General features: G+C 48.2%; 15 protein-coding genes. 11 read left to right on the top strand and 4 right to left on the bottom strand.

All coding sequences use genetic code 11. The features are described 5' to 3' along the window. Nucleotides 1–106 precede the first annotated feature (106 nt). The 8 genes from PREMU_RS06590 to PREMU_RS06625 all read left to right on the top strand — a co-directional run bounded on the left by PREMU_RS06590 (nt 107) and on the right by PREMU_RS06625 (nt 8,629). Nucleotides 107–676, top strand: coding sequence for an L-threonylcarbamoyladenylate synthase (locus PREMU_RS06590; protein ID WP_007574076.1), 570 nt, complete (start codon nt 107–109; stop codon nt 674–676). A gap of 41 nt (nt 677–717) precedes the next feature. Then, nucleotides 718–2,493, top strand: a complete 1,776-nt coding sequence (locus PREMU_RS06595) for a chloride channel protein (RefSeq protein ID WP_007574077.1) — start codon at nt 718–720, stop codon at nt 2,491–2,493. Between the two features lie 72 nt (nt 2,494–2,565). Beyond that, nucleotides 2,566–3,246: a LysE family translocator gene (locus PREMU_RS06600; protein WP_007574078.1), complete on the top strand. Its 681-nt coding sequence runs from the start codon at nt 2,566–2,568 to the stop codon at nt 3,244–3,246. A gap of 36 nt (nt 3,247–3,282) precedes the next feature. Continuing rightward, nucleotides 3,283–3,837 carry a DUF4924 family protein gene (locus PREMU_RS06605; protein ID WP_007574079.1) on the top strand — a complete coding sequence of 185 codons (555 nt, stop codon included), beginning with the start codon at nt 3,283–3,285 and terminating at the stop codon, nt 3,835–3,837. 11 nt (nt 3,838–3,848) lie between these two features. Further along, nucleotides 3,849–4,730, top strand: a complete 882-nt coding sequence (gene rfbD / locus PREMU_RS06610) for a dTDP-4-dehydrorhamnose reductase (RefSeq protein WP_007574081.1) — start codon at nt 3,849–3,851, stop codon at nt 4,728–4,730. Continuing rightward, nucleotides 4,723–6,312, top strand: coding sequence for a peptide chain release factor 3 (locus tag PREMU_RS06615; protein WP_007574083.1), 1,590 nt, complete (start codon nt 4,723–4,725; stop codon nt 6,310–6,312). Before rfbD ends, PREMU_RS06615 begins: the two co-directional genes overlap by 8 nt. Nucleotides 6,313–6,538: 226 nt before the next feature. Next, on the top strand, nt 6,539–7,780 hold the full coding sequence (locus PREMU_RS06620) for a carboxypeptidase-like regulatory domain-containing protein (RefSeq protein WP_007574084.1): 1,242 nt from the start codon (nt 6,539–6,541) through the stop codon (nt 7,778–7,780). A 243-nt stretch (nt 7,781–8,023) separates the two neighbouring features. Beyond that, nucleotides 8,024–8,629: an HU family DNA-binding protein gene (locus tag PREMU_RS06625; protein WP_007574085.1), complete on the top strand. Its 606-nt coding sequence runs from the start codon at nt 8,024–8,026 to the stop codon at nt 8,627–8,629. Between the two features lie 61 nt (nt 8,630–8,690). Here PREMU_RS06625 and PREMU_RS06630 read toward each other — a convergent pair whose 3' ends face one another. Next, nucleotides 8,691–9,170, bottom strand: a complete 480-nt coding sequence (locus PREMU_RS06630) for an S-ribosylhomocysteine lyase (RefSeq protein ID WP_007574086.1) — start codon at nt 9,168–9,170, stop codon at nt 8,691–8,693. A 9-nt stretch (nt 9,171–9,179) separates the two neighbouring features. Next, nucleotides 9,180–9,878, bottom strand: a complete 699-nt coding sequence (locus PREMU_RS06635) for a 5'-methylthioadenosine/adenosylhomocysteine nucleosidase (RefSeq protein ID WP_007574087.1) — start codon at nt 9,876–9,878, stop codon at nt 9,180–9,182. A gap of 73 nt (nt 9,879–9,951) precedes the next feature. Here PREMU_RS06635 and PREMU_RS06640 point away from each other — a divergent pair, with 73 nt between their 5' ends. Both PREMU_RS06640 and PREMU_RS06645 read left to right on the top strand, forming a co-directional pair. Then, nucleotides 9,952–12,462, top strand: a complete 2,511-nt coding sequence (locus tag PREMU_RS06640) for a YfhO family protein (RefSeq protein ID WP_007574088.1) — start codon at nt 9,952–9,954, stop codon at nt 12,460–12,462. 2 nt (nt 12,463–12,464) lie between these two features. After that, nucleotides 12,465–13,097 (top strand): LolA-like protein, encoded by a 633-nt coding sequence (locus tag PREMU_RS06645; RefSeq protein WP_007574089.1) that lies wholly within the window; start codon nt 12,465–12,467, stop codon nt 13,095–13,097. Here PREMU_RS06645 and PREMU_RS06650 read toward each other — a convergent pair. After that, complete coding sequence (locus PREMU_RS06650; RefSeq protein ID WP_007574090.1) at nt 13,082–13,894, bottom strand: TrmH family RNA methyltransferase; 813 nt, start codon at nt 13,892–13,894, stop codon at nt 13,082–13,084. The two genes, PREMU_RS06645 and PREMU_RS06650, sit on opposite strands and share 16 nt — an antisense overlap. A gap of 161 nt (nt 13,895–14,055) precedes the next feature. Between PREMU_RS06650 and PREMU_RS06655 the strand changes: the two genes are divergently transcribed. Continuing rightward, nucleotides 14,056–14,904 carry a GSCFA domain-containing protein gene (locus tag PREMU_RS06655; RefSeq protein ID WP_007574091.1) on the top strand — a complete coding sequence of 283 codons (849 nt, stop codon included), beginning with the start codon at nt 14,056–14,058 and terminating at the stop codon, nt 14,902–14,904. 172 nt (nt 14,905–15,076) lie between these two features. Here the strand turns inward: PREMU_RS06655 and typA are convergent, their stop codons facing one another. Further along, the gene (typA, locus tag PREMU_RS06660) at nt 15,077–16,879 is read right to left on the bottom strand and encodes a translational GTPase TypA (protein ID WP_007574092.1); all 1,803 of its coding nucleotides are present in this window, start codon (nt 16,877–16,879) and stop codon (nt 15,077–15,079) included. Nucleotides 16,880–17,020: the final 141 nt, after the last annotated feature.

Consider the following 17,020-nt stretch of genomic DNA (forward strand, 5'->3'; position numbering starts at 1 on the left):
CTAAGAAAATGTAGCTTTTTTTTATAAAAAATGGGTCTTATTTTGTGTAACCAATAAAGATTTAGTATCTTTGCGCTAAGTTTGTGTAAATCAGGAATCATTCATCATGACACAAGAAGAAGACATTAAGAATGCCGTCCGAGTTCTCAAAGCTGGCGGCGTCATTCTTTACCCTACTGATACTGTATGGGGCATCGGTTGCGATGCTACGAATGCAGAGGCTGTGGCCAAAGTGTATCAGATCAAGCACCGCGACGACTCCAAGGCTCTCATCTGCCTGGTTGACAGCGATGCACGATTGCAACGATATGTCCGCAACGTGCCGGCTGTCGCATGGGATTTGCTTGATACTGCGATCAAGCCTACAACTGTCATCCTTGACGGTGCCGTAAACCTCGCATCCAATCTTATAGCTGAAGACGGCTCCATTGCTTTGAGAATCACCAAAGAGCCTTTTTCTCACGAGTTGTGCTATCGATTTCAGAAAGCATTGGTTTCAACAAGTGCCAACATCAGCGGAGAACCTGCCGCGCAAAACTATGCGGACATCAGTCAGGAATTACTCGACAGTGTCGACTATGTATGTTGGTCGCGCCGGCAAGAGCATAAGCCACACACGCCAAGCTCCATCATTAGACTCAGACCGAATGGCGAGGTAACAATCATTAGAAAATGAACTTTGCATATGCATTGAATGATGAAGACTAAAGAAAAAGCATGAAGATTGACCAAGTTATAGCTTGGAGAGAGCATCATCTCACAAACAGACAGGCAACGTCCTTGTTGGCATTTGCTATCGGTGTGCTGGCCTCGCTTGCCGCCTTTCTCTTGCACAAGCTTATCGCCCTGATACAGAACTTCCTCACCGACGACTTCGTTGCCGACCGCGCCAACTGGCTCTACCTCGTCTTCCCTGTCGTAGGCATTTGGCTGACCATGCTTTTTATTAAATATGTTGTAAGAGACAATATCTCTCACGGCATTACACGGGTGCTCTATGCCATCTCCACAAAGCAGTCAAAGCTGAGGCCCCACAACTGTTGGACTTCGCTCGTTGCTTCTGCACTGACCATTGGCTTCGGTGGTTCTGTGGGAGCTGAGGCTCCTATCGTGCTTACGGGGTCCGCCATTGGCTCCAATTTGGGACGCATCTTCCACATGAGCAACCGACAACTGATGGTTCTTGTCGGATGTGGAGCCGCCGCAGCTATCGCCGGCATTTACAAAGCTCCTATCGCAGGATTGGTCTTTACACTTGAGGTGCTAATGATTGACATGAACATGGCCTCTATAGTACCGATTCTCATCTCGACCATCACCGCAGACGTCGTGAGCTACATACTTGCTGGTACAGCCACGATGTTTACCTTTCAGCTCGACAGCGCATGGAGTGTAGAACGTGTACCGGGCACCATTCTCTTTGGCGTGTTTTGCGGATTCGTGAGCCTCTACTTTATGAGGGGTATGACTTGGTGTGAAACACAATACAGCAAAATGCGGAAGCACCCTTATGAAAAGCTCTTCACGGGGGGACTGATCCTTAGTATCCTCATTTTCTTTTTCCCATCGCTTTATGGTGAGGGATGGAATGGATTGGCCATCTTGTTGAGCGGGAAAACGCCCGACAATTGGGACCAGATCATGAACGGGTCCTTGTTCTATGGCCATTCTGAGTTGCTCGTCGTGTATATTGGCCTTGTCATCCTTACGAAGATTGTAGCCACAGCCTCTACTAACGGTGCAGGAGGTTGCGGTGGAACCTTTGCGCCTTCATTGTTCGTGGGAGGATTCGCAGGGTTCTTCTTCTCACGTATCTGGAACATGGAGATGATCGGCACATACCTCCCTGAGAAAAACTTTGTGCTCTTAGGTATGGCTGGAGTAATGGCAGGGGTGATGCATGCACCTCTGACAGGTATTTTCCTCATTGCGGAGATAACCGGAGGTTACCAGCTCTTTGTGCCACTGCTTATTGTGGCTGTTGTCAGTGTGATAGTCATCAGCATCTTTGAGCCCCATAGCATTTATGCCATGCGCTTGGCACGTGAGGGAAAACTGCTCACCCACCACACCGATAAAAGCATACTGACGTTGATGAACATGGACTCTGTGATTGAGAAAAACATCACTTCCGTCAAGCCAGGACTGCGTTTAGGGAAACTCGTCAGCGTCTTGTCCAACAACGATTTCAACTATTTGCCGGTCGTTGACGATGATGGGCACTTGCTTGGAGAGATCGATATTCTTAAAATAAGGCACATTGTCTTTAGAACAGAGCTTTATCAAAAGTATACCGCGGCACAACTTATGACTCCCGTCCCCGCATTTCTCTACAATAATGAGCCTATGGAAAAGGTGATGAAAAAGTTTGACGGAACCAATGCCGAGGCCCTGCCTGTAGTTGATATCAACAATCATCTGATGGGGTATATTTCACGAATGAGACTCTATCGGGTTTATAGAAAAATGGTTGCCGATTATTCTGCTGAGTAGCATAAATAAGGAAAAATGTTGTTATCATAGAATAAAATGAGTAACTTTGCAGAGATTTATAGATAGCTCATTATGCCCTTCCCGATACATATCGATATTTTAGAACTGATCATTAAGGGAATCATCATTGGTGTGGCCGCATCTGCACCCATGGGCCCTGTTGGCATTCTCTGTGTTCAGCGCACTCAAAAAAAAGGCCGTTGGTATGGTTTTGCAACAGGCGTTGGTGCCTCGGTCAGCGACTTGATCTATGCTTTGATTTCAGGTGCAGGTATGTCGTTTGTCGTCGATTTCATCAACAATCCTGTCTACAAGTTTTATCTTCAACTTGCTGGTGGAATAATGTTGTTGGCTTTTGGGCTGATTAGTTTCTTCAGCAATCCTTTAAAAAATGCGCGCAGTGGAGGACAGAAAGAGAAAGGCACATTGCTCCACAACGGAGTGACAGCGTTCTTCATCACCTTTTCCAACCCTTTGATTATCCTGCTCTTCATCGCTCTCTTTGCCCAATTCAACTTTATCATTCCCAAGCGACCGGTTCTTATGGCTGTTGGGTATGCCTCTATGATAGGCGGAGCCCTGCTTTGGTGGTATGGGCTCACGTGGGTTATCGACAAGATACGCAGCAAATTTGACCAGACAGGAGTGGTCATCATCAATAGAATTATTGGAGGATGTGTCATCTTCTTCTCTTTAATAAGCCTCATCGGCACTATTTTTAATATCTATCTCTTTCCGAAATTGCAACAGTAGCCTGCAGTTATGGGATAAAACATGCCACGGTAACATATGTTTATTGCACAGCAACTCAGAAAAAAAAATATCGCTGAATATCTGCTCTATATGTGGCAGATAGAAGATCTCATCCGTGCTTACAGCTGTTCGCTCAGCCAAATCAAGAAGGAATACATCAGTAAATTTGCCAAACTCACTGCCGAACAAAAGGAGGAAGAGACTGACTGGTTTGGCAATCTCATTCGCATGATGAACGAGGAAGGAAAACGTGACAGAGGCCATCTGAATATCAATGCCATTGTTCTGCAAGATCTTACCGACTTGCACCAACAACTTCTCGATAGCAACCACTTCCCTTTTTATAATGCAGAATATTACAAAGTTCTTCCTTTCATCGTAGAGTTAAGGAGAAAAGGCAATGAGCAGTTTGAAGAGATTGAGACCTGCTTTAATGCACTATACGGCAAAATGATGTTGCAAATCCAAGAGAAAGAGATTTCTCCTGAGACAGAACATGCATTCAACGAAATAGCTACTTTTGTCGGAATGCTCAGCGATTACTATGTAAAGGATAGAGAAGAGGGGTTGGATTTCGGAGACAATAATTAAGCACTAAGCATATGAACATTCTTGTAACAGGCGCCAACGGACAACTTGGCAACGAAGTACAAATTGTAAGCAGGCAAGCTGTCAAAGATAATTATTTCTTTACAGATGTCTGCGATGGATATGAAAAGCTCGACATAACAGCCATTGACAAAGTGCGCAGCTACGTTGAAGAGCACGACATACGCTGCATCATCAACTGTGCAGCATGGACCAATGTGGATAAGGCAGAAACTGCAGGTGATATTGTAGAAGCGCTTAATGCCACTGCTCCAGAGAATCTTGCCAAAGTAATGAAGGAAAACAATGGCCTCCTCATTCACATCAGCACAGATTACGTTTTCGGTGGCGACCCCTATAACACGCCATGCAACGAGAATCAGAAAGGAACGCCTACGGGAGTCTACGGACTGACCAAGCTTCACGGTGAACAAAAAATCGCAGCCACAGGATGTAAATATCTCATTTTCCGTACGGCATGGCTCTACTCAGAGTTCGGCCACAACTTTGTGAAGACCATGCTGAATCTTACCGCTACCAAGCCACAACTGAAAGTCGTCTTCGATCAGACGGGCACACCTACATACGCCGGCGATCTGGCTGATGTAATCTTCCATATCATCGAGAATCGTCTATTCGAAGGAAAGACTGGCATCTACCATTTCAGCAATGAGGGTGTCTGTAGTTGGTACGACTTTACAAAGATGATTGCCCTGATTGCTGGAAACAACAACTGCAATATAGAACCGTGCCACAGCGACGAATACCCTTCACCCGTGACACGCCCAGCCTATTCTGTGCTCGACAAAACAAAAATCAAGGAAACTTTCGGTATAAAGATCCCCTATTGGCTCGACAGCCTCAAGAAATGCATGAACAATATCAACAATGAATAAACAAATCGAAAGAAGGCGAACATTTGCCATCATTTCCCATCCTGATGCAGGCAAGACAACACTAACAGAGAAGTTCTTGCTCTTTGGCGGACAAATACAAGTCGCAGGAGCCGTCAAGAACAACAAGATTCGCAAGACGGCTACCAGCGACTGGATGGACATTGAGAAGCAGCGTGGCATTTCCGTCTCCACATCGGTCATGGAGTTCGACTATCTCCCCGAAGGCCAGAGCGGAGAACCCTATAAGGTCAATATCCTCGATACGCCTGGACACCAGGACTTTGCGGAAGATACCTACCGCACGCTCACCGCCGTCGACTCCGCAATCATTGTTGTTGATTCCGCCAAAGGTGTGGAGGCGCAGACCCGGAAGCTCATGGAAGTATGCCGGATGCGCAACACACCCGTCATCATTTTCATCAACAAGATGGACCGTGAGGGGCGCGATCCCTTTGACTTGCTTGACGAGCTGGAGCAGGAGCTCAACATCCGCGTGCGCCCTCTTTCGTGGCCCATCGGCCAAGGAATGAAGTTCAAAGGTGTCTACAACATTTTTGAGCACAACCTCAACCTATTTACCCCCGACAAACAGCGCAAAACACGGAAAGTGGAAGTCGATGTACAGTCATCCGACCTTGAACAGCATGTGGGTGAGGACTTTGCCACAAGGCTACGCGAGGACCTTGAATTAGTGGATGGAGTTTATCCTGAATTCAACGTCGAAGACTATCGGAAGGCAGAGGTGGCACCCGTATTCTTTGGATCTGCCCTCAACAACTTCGGTGTACAGGAACTGCTTGACTGCTTCGTGCAGATAGCCCCCGACCCTCAGCCTACAAAGGCAGAGGAAAGGATGGTAAAGCCGGACGAGCCCAAGTTCACTGGATTTATTTTCAAGATCACGGCAAACATTGATCCGAATCATCGCTCATGCATTGCCTTCTGCAAAATATGCTCAGGCAAGTTTCTCCGCAATCAGCCCTACTACCACGTAAGACTCGACAAAAGTTTACGGTTTTCCTCCCCCACACAATTCATGGCACAACGCAAGAGCACTGTGGACGAGGCATGGCCGGGCGACATTGTCGGTCTCCCCGACAATGGTATCTTTAAGATAGGCGATACGCTCACCGAGGGAGAGAAGCTGCATTTCCGCGGCCTCCCCTCCTTCTCACCCGAGCTATTCAAATACATCGAGAACGACGATCCCATGAAATCGAAGCAATTCCAGAAAGGCATTGAGCAGCTCATGAACGAGGGTGTGGCGCAGATGTTTGTCAATCAGTTCAACAACCGCCGTATCATCGGCACTGTCGGACAACTACAATTTGAAGTCATTCAGTACCGTCTTGAACATGAGTACAACGCTAAATGCCGTTGGGAGCCCGTTCATCTCTACAAAGCCTGCTGGATAGAAAGTGACGATGCAGAGGAACTGGAGAACTTCAAAAAGCGAAAATATCAGTATATGGCCAAAGACATTGAAAACCGTGACGTCTTTCTCGCTGACTCAAGTTATGTGCTGGGCATGGCCGAGGAAGACTTCAAGCACATCAAGTTCCACTTCACCAGCGAATTCTAAGTGCAGGCCTCCGAGAGGCCTGCATCTTCTTTGAATAGCCGGCGCCTTTAAAGAGGGCTCCGGCTATTTTCTTTTAGATAATAATCTCCTGCAAATGAGGGACATACGGCAAACTGTCAAATATCAGCAAAAAGTTACAAATTCTCCTCATTTTTTATGCCAAACAGAGCCATAATTCGCCGATTTTTATTTAAATTTGCCATTGGGAACCTTAAGACTTGAGCTTATGAGACCGTTTTCTACTATACCCTTATTACTGGCACTGATGTTTTCAACAAAAGTGTTCTCACAGGAGCTGGCTTCCGTTGCAGGCAAAGTCACGGACAGTGAAACCCATGAGGCCATCGCTTACGCATCGGTGACTGCCGGCGATGGGCACTACACTACCGTATCCAATGCCGATGGCGAGTTCATCCTTCGGTTACCTTCCGACAGTAAAAGCTTTACAGTGTCGCACATAGGCTATGCTACGCGAAAGTTGAAACTTACAGGAGACAGAAACCATATTGCCGTCAGGCTACAACGTACGACCATCATGCTTGACAATATCCTTGCGGCACGCCCTGAGGATGTGGTGAGAATCGCAATAAAAAGCATTGCCGACAACTATGTCTCGGTACCGGTCATCCAAAGATGTTTCTATCGGGAGACGACACAAAAAGGGAAACGATTCATCTATGTTGCAGAGTCTATCAATGACATGTACCGCACTCCTTATTCTCAAGGCATTACTGGCGACCGCGTGGCAATAGTGAAGGCACGGAGACTCGTCTCTGCGAGTCCCAAGGACACGCTCGGAGCAAAACTCATAGGTGGACCGACAACCCCACTGACCCTTGACGCTGTCAAGAACCTTGACTTTCTACTCAATGAGGACAACCTGCAATATTATGATTTCTCCATGCTGCCCGCATCCACCTCCGATGGTCTCGGACAAGTGAAAGTGAGCATAAGGCCAAAGAAAGGAGCTTCGATAGCATGTCCTTATGCGCTGCTATATGGTGACATCTATATTCTTACCAACACCATCGGCATCACACATATCGATATGAGCCTTGATCTCAGCAATAAGACGAAGGCCACGAATGCCATGCTTTACCACAAGCCCCTCGGCGTAAAGTTCAAACCTAAGGGTATGACCTTGTATCTTACCTATAAGCCCGGCACAACAGGAAGACTGACGCTGAGTTACCTGCGAGTTGAAACGAGCTTCACATGCGAATGGAAGAGAAAACTGTTCGCTGCACCCTACCGTGTGACATCAGAGATGGTAGTGACTGACGAGCACACTGATGGCGTCAAAGCCATCAAATCGAGGGACTCGTTCAAGGAGAGGGAGTCACTGTTTGACCATCCCGAATATTTCGGAGACCCTGAATTCTGGAAGGACTACAACATCATTGCACCCACAGAGAGTCTGGAAAACGGCATCAAGAAACTCAAACGGAAAATCATCAACAACGAATGAGCGGGAAGGACATGTCTTCTTATACGTCTTCATACTGACTGAAAGGAGATGCTGAAAGTGGGATGTCATTGTCTATCGGTCGTAGGACAATCGTCATGCGGCCGAATGACAATTGTCCTACGAACAAATGATGATTGTCATGCGTTCGGGTGACAATCGACAGCGGGCTTTGAAGTGTCTACATTTGGCCGTTTGCAGATGATTGCTTAACTTTGCAATGATCTACAGAAAATCTTTTAGCTCATGGAAATCAATTACGAAGAACAAAACATTGAGAACGCACAAGGCTCCGGTAAACCTCAACGCTTCGTTCGTCTCAGACATCGCAGAGCCTTGACGGTGGAAGAAATAGAAAACAGAATTGAGCAGTCCACCACCTTGACGCGTGCCGATGTGCGTGGCGTGCTTGCCGAGCTGCGACGTGTCATCGTTGACAGCCTGTGCGAAGGGCGCCGTTTTCATCTCCAAGGCATCGGCTACTTATCGCTCTCTGCCGGTCTTGCACTTCCCGAAGAGCGTAAGGAGGCCACCGTCACGGGAAAGGACATCTATCTGCGAGGCATCAACTTTCTGCCAGAAGAGAAGTTGCTCAACACGATCAAGAAGCAAGTGTCCTTCCATAAAAGCGACTGCCCTTCAAAATCTATAACTTATACTGCCGAAGAGTTGTGGCCGAAAGTAGAGAGCTATCTGTCTTCACATCAGTATCTTACAACCCGCATTATGCGTGAGGAATTTGTGCTGGGCAAGAACAAGGCGCTGGAATGGCTTACGAAATGGGTAGAAGACGGGCACTTGACGAAACAAGGAACCCACCATCTGCCCATCTATTTCAGAAAGCCGGATTGAGAACAACCCTTGAGCCCTGCCATCAGGGCATTCAGCCCAGGAGCGACAAAAGCATTGGAAGTCACTCCGGATACGTCATATTCTCAGGATGCAGATGCTCAAGCACCTCATCAAGGAATTTCCGGGCTTCCCATTTTGCCATCGGCAGGTCATGGAGCAGCCAGTTGCCACAGTCGCGCGGAGCGGCTCCAGGAATGTCTCCCTCAAAATCAGCGATATACCTGAATGTCCTGCGCATAAGATCAGCAATATCTTGCGGTTCCAAGTCGCCACGGAGCAGAAGATAATTGCCTGTCAGGCATCCCATAGGCCCCCAATAGATGACCTTGTCCTTCCATTCCGCATCATTTCTCAAGAATGTTGCCGCAAGATGTTCTATGGTATGAAGTGCTCCTGCATGCACCACCGGCTCACGATTAGGTTCTTTCATCCGGATGTCAAACGTTGTGACGGTCTCGCCTCCAACCTCGTCCTTACGCGATACATAAATGCCACGGAGAAGTTTCTCATGGTTGATAGTAAAAGAAGGTATCTTTTTCATCGTTGTGTATTATAAATCTATTGACTCAATAAATAACCGTGTTACCTCAAAACTGCCCTCAGCGGCGCGGTTCCAAAAGTCAAAGTATTGAGAAGCTTTGGAGTCTTTCAATGGCACATCGCTGATGACGCGGAAAGAAATGAACGGTGTCTTGTAAATATAGCAGGCCTGAGCAATGGAACAACTTTCCATATCAACCGCCGTCGCTTTTGGGAACATAGAGAGAATTTCCCGCATTTTCTGTTGCGAATCTACAAACCAATCCCCACTCACCGTCAGTCCCTTAACGATTTTGCTGTCTCCTGGCACCCGCACCGCCAAGGCCTTGTCCACAAGTCCGGCTTCCGATTTGAAGCGTGACGGCATACCTATTACCTGCCCAAAGTCAGCATTGTCTCCACAATAGACATCATGATAGACACACTCCGAAGCCACCACCACATCCAAAGGATTCAAGGCGATGTCGGCTCCGCCTGCACATCCTGTTGAGATAATGAGATCCGGGTGATAATTGTCTATCATCTCGACAGCTCCAATGGCCGCGTTCACTTTACCAATGCCGCATTGCTGCAATACGATTTCATGGCACCCCATAGTGCCAAGAATAAAATCATTATGGTGATGACGCTCTGCAGAGGCACCATCAAGCAATGAACGGAGCTGTGACAGCTCCTTCTCCATCGCCACAATAACTCCTAACTTTTTCATAACAATATCTACTAAATTTGCATGCAAAGTTAAGAAAAAACACTACCTTTGCCGCATAATAGACAGAAAACTTATGAAAACATTGAAGAAATGCCTGCCAGACATTTTGGCAGTGATTCTTTTTATCGTATTGTCTGTGGCTTACTTTGCTCCCGCCGACTTTGAAGGCCGTATCCTTTTTCAGCATGATTCTGCAGCTGGAATCGGCGCAGGCCGTGAGGCACAGCAATATCATGAGAAGACCGGCAAAACAACAAGGTGGACCAACGCACTTTTTGGCGGAATGCCTACGTATCAGACAGCACCCTCTTACAGTAGCAATACGATTCTCAACAAAGCCATATCGTTCTATCATCTTTGGCTTCCCGACTACGTATGGTTCCTGTTTGCCTATCTTTTAGGCTTTTACATTCTTCTCCGAGCCTTTGACTTCAAGCAATATCTCGCTGTCCTCGGCTCCATTATTTGGGCATTCTCAAGCTATTTCCTGATCATCATTGCTGCCGGACATTTATGGAAAGTGATGGCACTCGCCTATCTGCCGCCCATGATTGGTGGCATGGTGCTTGCTTATCGCGGCAAATACCTCTGGGGTTTCACGGTGACTGCCATCTTCACGGCGTTCGAGATCAACGCCAACCATGTGCAAATGACCTATTATTACCTGTTCATCATCCTCTTTTTGGTCATTGCATGGCTCGTGGCTGCCATTCGTCAGCACTGGCTCCCCCGCTTCTGGAAAGCCTCGGGAGTCGTGGCTGCAGCGGCAATTATCGGTATCTGTATCAACCTTCCCAATCTTTATCACACCTGGCAATACCAGAAAGAAAGCATGCGCGGGAAGAGTGAGCTGGTGAAGAAAAATACAACCGAACAGACTTCAAGTGGACTCGACCGTGACTACATCACGCAGTGGAGCTATGGCATTGACGAGACGTGGACACTCCTCGTGCCTAATGTCAAGGGTGGTGCCAGCGTACCCATGGCTGCTAACGCCAAGGCGATGAAGAAAGCAGACCCGCAATACATGCAGGCCTACCAGCAACTCGGACAATACTGGGGTGACCAGCCAGGCACAAGTGGGCCGGTTTATGTAGGCGCCTTTGTGCTCTTACTCTTCTTCCTTGGCTTGTTTATTGTGAAAGGACCCGTTAAATGGGCCTTGTTGGCAGCTACCGTTCTGTCCATTCTTCTCTCATGGGGCCACAACTTCATGGGCTTCACCAACTTCTTCATCGACTACGTGCCCCTATATGCCAAATTCCGTACGGTGGCCTCCATTCTTGTTATCGCTGAGTTCACCATTCCCTTGCTGGCGATGATGGCATTGAAGAAAATCATTGATGAGCCCGACACACTCAAAAGAAATAAGAAATGGTTGTGGACATCGTTCGGTCTCACGGGCGGAGTCTCGCTTCTCTTTTGGCTCGCCCCTACACTGTTTTTCCCCAATTACATCTCTGCAACTGAGATGCAGCAGTTTGGACAAATCGCCCAACAAGGTGCGGAAGCCTCACAGTTCATCAGCGGTCTGGAAGCTAACCTCACGACTGTACGTGAGTACATCTTCACATCCGATGCACTGCGGTCATTCATCATCATTGCTATTGGTATGGCGTTATTACTGCTTTTCTATCTGAAAAAGCTTAACGCAAAGTTCACGGTTGTATGCATCGCGTTGCTCTGTCTTGTAGACATGTGGCAGGTGGACAAGCGCTATCTCAACGATGCCATGTTCGTAGAGAAGAGCGTTCGCGACACCCCCCAACCTATGACGGAGACTGACAAGCTCATCCTACGAGACAAAGGTCTCGACTATCGTGTGCTCAATCTTGCATCCAATACGTTCAATGAGAACGAGACATCTTATTACCACAAGAGTATCGGCGGTTACCACGCAGCTAAGTTACGCCGCTACCAAGAGATGATTGACGCCTATATAGTACCGGAAATGCAGAAGATGATGCCTGCTATCGCTAAGGCTGAAGGAGACATGACGAAAGTAAACGGCGACTCCATCTTCCCTGTTCTGGATATGCTCAATGCCAAATACTTCATTCTCCCAATGCAAAACAACCGTACAGTACCTTTGCAGAATCCCTATGTGAACGGCAACGCCTGGTTTGTAGACAAAGTCTACTATGCAGCTAACGCTAACGAGGAGATTGCCGAGGTAGGCCAGATCAACCTCAAACACGAAGCCGTTGCTGACCGGCAGTTTGAGTCAACACTGGGTAAGGCTACAAGACAAGACGGGGAATCCATGGTGACGCTGAAAGACTATGAACCCAATCACCTTATTTATGAGGCTAACTCCGCAAAGGGAGGCGTGCTCGTCTTCTCAGAAATCTATTATCCAGGCTGGACTGCAACCATTGACGGTAAAAGCGCAGAGCTCGGTCGTGCCAACTATATTCTCCGCGCATTGCGTGTGGTGCCAGGCAAACACGAGATAGTGCTCGACTTCCATCCTGCATCTATCCGTAACACCGAAGCCGTTGCCTACGGAGCTTACTTACTCCTCTTTGTTCTCATCATCGCAGGGATCTACACTGAGTGGAAGAAAAAGAAGAAACAACAATAACAATGAGGATCTCTTCATGGAAAGGAGCAATGGCAGTCATGCTACTGCTCCTTCTGTTTCCAGTTAGCAGCGTTTCAGCTAATAATGCCAGAGAAGCGCGTGCGCTGTTCAATTCTGTATGGGATATGTACACATCGCCCAACGGAGTATCACTTGGCTACTCAGTCAACATCATCGGTATCTACAAAACGGCCGGTACAATATGGGTAAAAGGAAAGAGACAACACTATCAGGAAAAACGTTACTGGGGTTGGTCAGACTCAAAACACTTCTATAAGGTGGACATGAAAAAGAAAACGGTGGATGTCCACAACCCCGACTCGCCCAAACGAGACAAATACCTGTCCAAATTCACCTTTACACCCGACGACTATAACTATGGCTGGGCCAATGAGAAGGACGGCTATGTTATCAGTCTTGACGCCAAAGACAATGTAAAAAGTAGCATTAGGCACGCTAAGCTTGTGCTCGACCGTCAGACCCATTATCCTATTGCCTTGAAAGTGAAGGTGGCTTTCTTCTGGACGACAGTGAAAATCATTAACTTCCATCCTGGCATCACGGACGATGACATCTTCATTTTCCCCTCTTCGCGGTTCAAAGGCTTCCAGTTCACCAATCACTGGCCCGACTGAGCCCTTTGCCTTACAGCCTCGAAAAGCAGGATAGCGGCCGAGACCGATACGTTAAGGGAGTCGAGCTGCCCTCTCATCGGAATGCGGATATGCGCGTCGGCAGCTTCGCGCCAAGTGTTGGTCAGCCCTGTCGACTCCGTACCCATCACGATGGCAGTGCCACACTGCATGTCAGTATCGTAATAGAGACGGGAATCCTGCAATTGAGCCGTAAGAATCTGTATGGCGTTTTTCTTCAGGAAAGCGACACACTCCTCTGAGGTACATGCCACCGTCGGCACCGTAAACACGGCTCCAATGCTTGACCGAATAAGGTTTGGATTGTAAAGATCAGTCAGCGGATCGCACACGATAACGGCATCAGTCGCTGCGGCATCCGCTGAGCGAAGCACCGCACCAAGGTTGCCAGGCTTCTCCACGCGCTCCAGTACCACCACAAGGGGATTGTGAGGAAGGCGTAGGTCATCAAGGGTAAGCTTCTTGGATCTCATCTCCGCGACCACGCCCTCAGTACCTTCACGGTAGGCAATGCGGCCGTAGACCTTCGGTGAGACCGCATAGCCGCACCCCTCATGAACTATCGTAAGGATCTCAGCCGCACCCTCATAACTCTGCAAAATCTCAGGACAAACAAACAATGTGTCAACCTCATAACCCGAATGAAGGCAGTGAAGCACCTCGCGCGCTCCTTCGACGACGAATAAGCCTTCCGACTGACGGAAAGCCGATTTCTGCTGAAGCAGTACGAGTCGCTTGATCTTCGGGTTTTGCGTGCTCGTAATGATTTCCCTTTCCATATTTCACAAAATTACTGATTCTATGCCAATTGACCAAACTTTTCCGTAACTTTGTTTGGACAAGCCCACATGGGTATGCCTCACACGAACAATAGAAACAGGAACAGTCCACGTGAGGAGACGTTATATATAAAAGGTATGAAAGTAATTATATGAGGGCAATGGAGTTCAGAACTATTGTTGACATTCCCCCAAGTCCTTGGAAGATTGGGCCTTGCGAGCGCATGCTCTTCGTCGGTTCTTGCTTTGCCGACAACATTGGCCGCCGGTTTGCAGAAGAGCAGTTCAGGGTTGTAGTCAACCCTTTCGGTGTGATGTACAACCCTGCAAGCATTCTCCACACCGTGGAGCGATTGCTTGCTGACAATGCCATGCCTTTCCAGTCGGGAGAACCTGGCACTGCCATCTTCACCCTCGGCACCAATCACGTCTACATCCTCAAGGAAACAGGAGAAATCGTTGACAACTGCCACAAGCGGCCGCAAAGCCTTTTTCTGGAGCAAAAGCTGTCCATTAATGAGTGTGCCGACTATCTCAACCGCGCTGTCAGCCTCATTACAGGCCACTTCCCTAAGGTTCATTTTCTGTTCACCGTTTCCCCCATCCGCTACCGCAAGTACGGCTATCATGGCTCACGACTCTCAAAAGCCACTCTCCTCCTTGCTATCGATACACTTCTTCAAAGTGACAACTCTCGACTTATGGGCTATTTCCCTTCCTATGAGATATTGGACGATGAGTTGCGCGACTATCGTTTCTATCAACCCGATATGCTTCATCCCAGCAGCCAGGCAGTAGACTACATCTACGATCGCATGGCGGAAGCCTATTTCTCAGATGCCACCTTCGCCTTTCTCAAGGAGTGGAGGCCCATCCGCGCCGCGCTTGGCCACAGGCCCCTGCACCCTGACAGTGAGGAATACCGGCTGTTTGAGCTGAAGATGGAAGAAAGACTTAGACGGTTAAGCGAGAAATATCCCATATCCCTTCCGATATCTCTTCCCAAATGACACTGTTGTTTCGATTCCCTCCCCCAATCTATAAATAGCAAAGTTCGGCCCTTGCGACTGCTCGTGGCAACATGGATTGTCAATGTCTTCACGGGCGGTCACAAGGGCCGAACCTCACATATGGGCGTTTTATCACACCCTTTGCTTGCCTTTTTTTGAAGGATGACAGTGCTCAGTCTTTGCCTGCACGTTTCCGCTCCAAATGGTCGAGGATGATCTTGCGCATGCGCATCGACTTCGGCGTAACTTCGACATACTCGTCTTCCTTGATATACTCAAGACACTCCTCAAGGCTCATAACGGTCTTCGGCACAATATGTGCCTTATCGTCGGATCCACTGGCACGCACGTTGGTGAGCTGCTTAGCTTTGCAGACATTGACGACGAGATCGTTGTCGTGTACATGCTCGCCCACAACCTCACCGGCATACACTTCTTCGCCCGGATCAATGAAGAACTTGCCACGATCCTGCAGTTTATCGATGGCATAGGCATAGGCCGTACCCGTATCCATAGACACCATGGAGCCATTTGTGCGACGCACGATCTCACCCTTGAAAGGCTGGTACTCCTTGTAGCGGTGCGCCATGATGGCCTCTCCCTGACTGGCAGTAAGCACGTTGGTACGCAAGCCGATGATGCCACGTGAGGGAATGTCAAAGGTGATGTTCACGCGGTCGCCTTCGGTATCCATACCTGTAAGGTCACCTTTACGGCGTGTCACCATATCCACCATTTTTGACGAATACTCCTGCGGCACATTGATGTCAAGTTCCTCGACAGGCTCACACTTCTGCCCGTTAATTTCCTTGTAGATCACTTGCGGCTGTCCTACTTGCAGCTCATAGCCCTCGCGACGCATTGTCTCGATGAGTACGGAGAGATGAAGCACACCACGACCCTTGACGATCCAGCGGTCGGTGTAGCCTTCTACCATATCAACACGTAAGGCAATATTCTTTTCCAATTCTTTCATCAGGCGGTCGTTGATCTGGCGCGAAGTACAGAACTTGCCCTCACGGCCAAAGAACGGCGAGTCGTTGATCGTGAAGAGCATTGACATTGTGGGTTCATCCACGGCGATGGGCGGCAGCGGTTCTGGATTCTCAAAGTCAGCGATGGTGTCGCCAATCTCGAAGTGTTCTAATCCGATGACAGCGCAAATGTCACCACTATCAACCGACTCCACACGCTTATGAGTGATACCTTCGAAGGTGTGAAGCTCCTTAATCTTGGTCTTTTCCTGAGTGCCATCGCGGTGACAGATCGTAATGTTCATACCGTCTTTCAATGTGCCACGATGCACACGACCCACGGCAATACGTCCCGTATAGTTGCTGTAATCAAGAGACGTAATGAGCATCTGCGGGGTCCCATCCAAGTGCTTAGGCGCGGGAATAATCTCTACGATCTTATCGAGAAGGTAGTCAATATTGCCGGTCGGCGTCTTATAGTCGGAACCCATCCATCCATTTTTGGCTGAACCATAAACGACTGGGAAGTCGAGCTGATCTTCAGAGGCGTTGAGGTCACACATGAGATCGAACACCATCTCATAGACTTGTTCGGGCCTGCAGTTGGGTTTGTCCACCTTATTCACCACAACAATTGGCTTGAGGCCTATCTTCAGGGCTTTCTGCAACACAAAGCGTGTCTGCGGCATCGGGCCCTCAAAGGCATCAACTAAAAGCAGACAACCGTCGGCCATGTTGAGCACACGCTCAACTTCACCACCAAAATCGGAGTGCCCCGGCGTGTCAAGAATGTTAATCTTTACTCCTTTCCAGTTTATCGAGACATTTTTAGAAAGAATCGTTATCCCTCGCTCACGTTCCAGATCGTTGGAGTCGAGCACCTCGCCACTATCATCCTTTCCATCTCGGAAAAGCTTTCCGGCGAGCATCATCTTGTCGACCAATGTGGTCTTGCCATGGTCAACGTGCGCAATCACTGCAATGTTACGAATGTCTTGCATCTTTTACCTTTGAGATTTGAGAGTTGAGGATGGAGAGTTATGATGACAGTAAGTACTATGATTCTTCACCCTTCTCTCTTCACTTGTTATTCTTATTCGGTGGCAAAATTACAAAAAAATACTGGGAAATCATTGCTAGTC

The sequence above is a fragment of the Hallella multisaccharivorax DSM 17128 genome, assembly GCF_000218235.1.
GTDB lineage: Bacteria > Bacteroidota > Bacteroidia > Bacteroidales > Bacteroidaceae > Prevotella > Prevotella multisaccharivorax.

Coding starts and splice junctions, on each gene's coding strand:
- PREMU_RS06620 (WP_007574084.1), top strand. CDS start 6,539: ATGAGACCGTTTTCTACTATACCCTTATTACTGGCACTGATGTTTTCA.
- PREMU_RS06655 (WP_007574091.1), top strand. CDS start 14,056: ATGGAGTTCAGAACTATTGTTGACATTCCCCCAAGTCCTTGGAAGATT.
- PREMU_RS06615 (WP_007574083.1), top strand. CDS start 4,723: ATGAATAAACAAATCGAAAGAAGGCGAACATTTGCCATCATTTCCCAT.
- PREMU_RS06640 (WP_007574088.1), top strand. CDS start 9,952: ATGAAAACATTGAAGAAATGCCTGCCAGACATTTTGGCAGTGATTCTT.
- PREMU_RS06595 (WP_007574077.1), top strand. CDS start 718: ATGAAGATTGACCAAGTTATAGCTTGGAGAGAGCATCATCTCACAAAC.
- PREMU_RS06635 (WP_007574087.1), bottom strand. CDS start 9,878: ATGAAAAAGTTAGGAGTTATTGTGGCGATGGAGAAGGAGCTGTCACAG.
- typA (WP_007574092.1), bottom strand. CDS start 16,879: ATGCAAGACATTCGTAACATTGCAGTGATTGCGCACGTTGACCATGGC.
- PREMU_RS06590 (WP_007574076.1), top strand. CDS start 107: ATGACACAAGAAGAAGACATTAAGAATGCCGTCCGAGTTCTCAAAGCT.
- rfbD (WP_007574081.1), top strand. CDS start 3,849: ATGAACATTCTTGTAACAGGCGCCAACGGACAACTTGGCAACGAAGTA.
- PREMU_RS06645 (WP_007574089.1), top strand. CDS start 12,465: ATGAGGATCTCTTCATGGAAAGGAGCAATGGCAGTCATGCTACTGCTC.
- PREMU_RS06605 (WP_007574079.1), top strand. CDS start 3,283: ATGTTTATTGCACAGCAACTCAGAAAAAAAAATATCGCTGAATATCTG.
- PREMU_RS06625 (WP_007574085.1), top strand. CDS start 8,024: ATGGAAATCAATTACGAAGAACAAAACATTGAGAACGCACAAGGCTCC.
- PREMU_RS06650 (WP_007574090.1), bottom strand. CDS start 13,894: ATGGAAAGGGAAATCATTACGAGCACGCAAAACCCGAAGATCAAGCGA.
- PREMU_RS06600 (WP_007574078.1), top strand. CDS start 2,566: ATGCCCTTCCCGATACATATCGATATTTTAGAACTGATCATTAAGGGA.
- PREMU_RS06630 (WP_007574086.1), bottom strand. CDS start 9,170: ATGAAAAAGATACCTTCTTTTACTATCAACCATGAGAAACTTCTCCGT.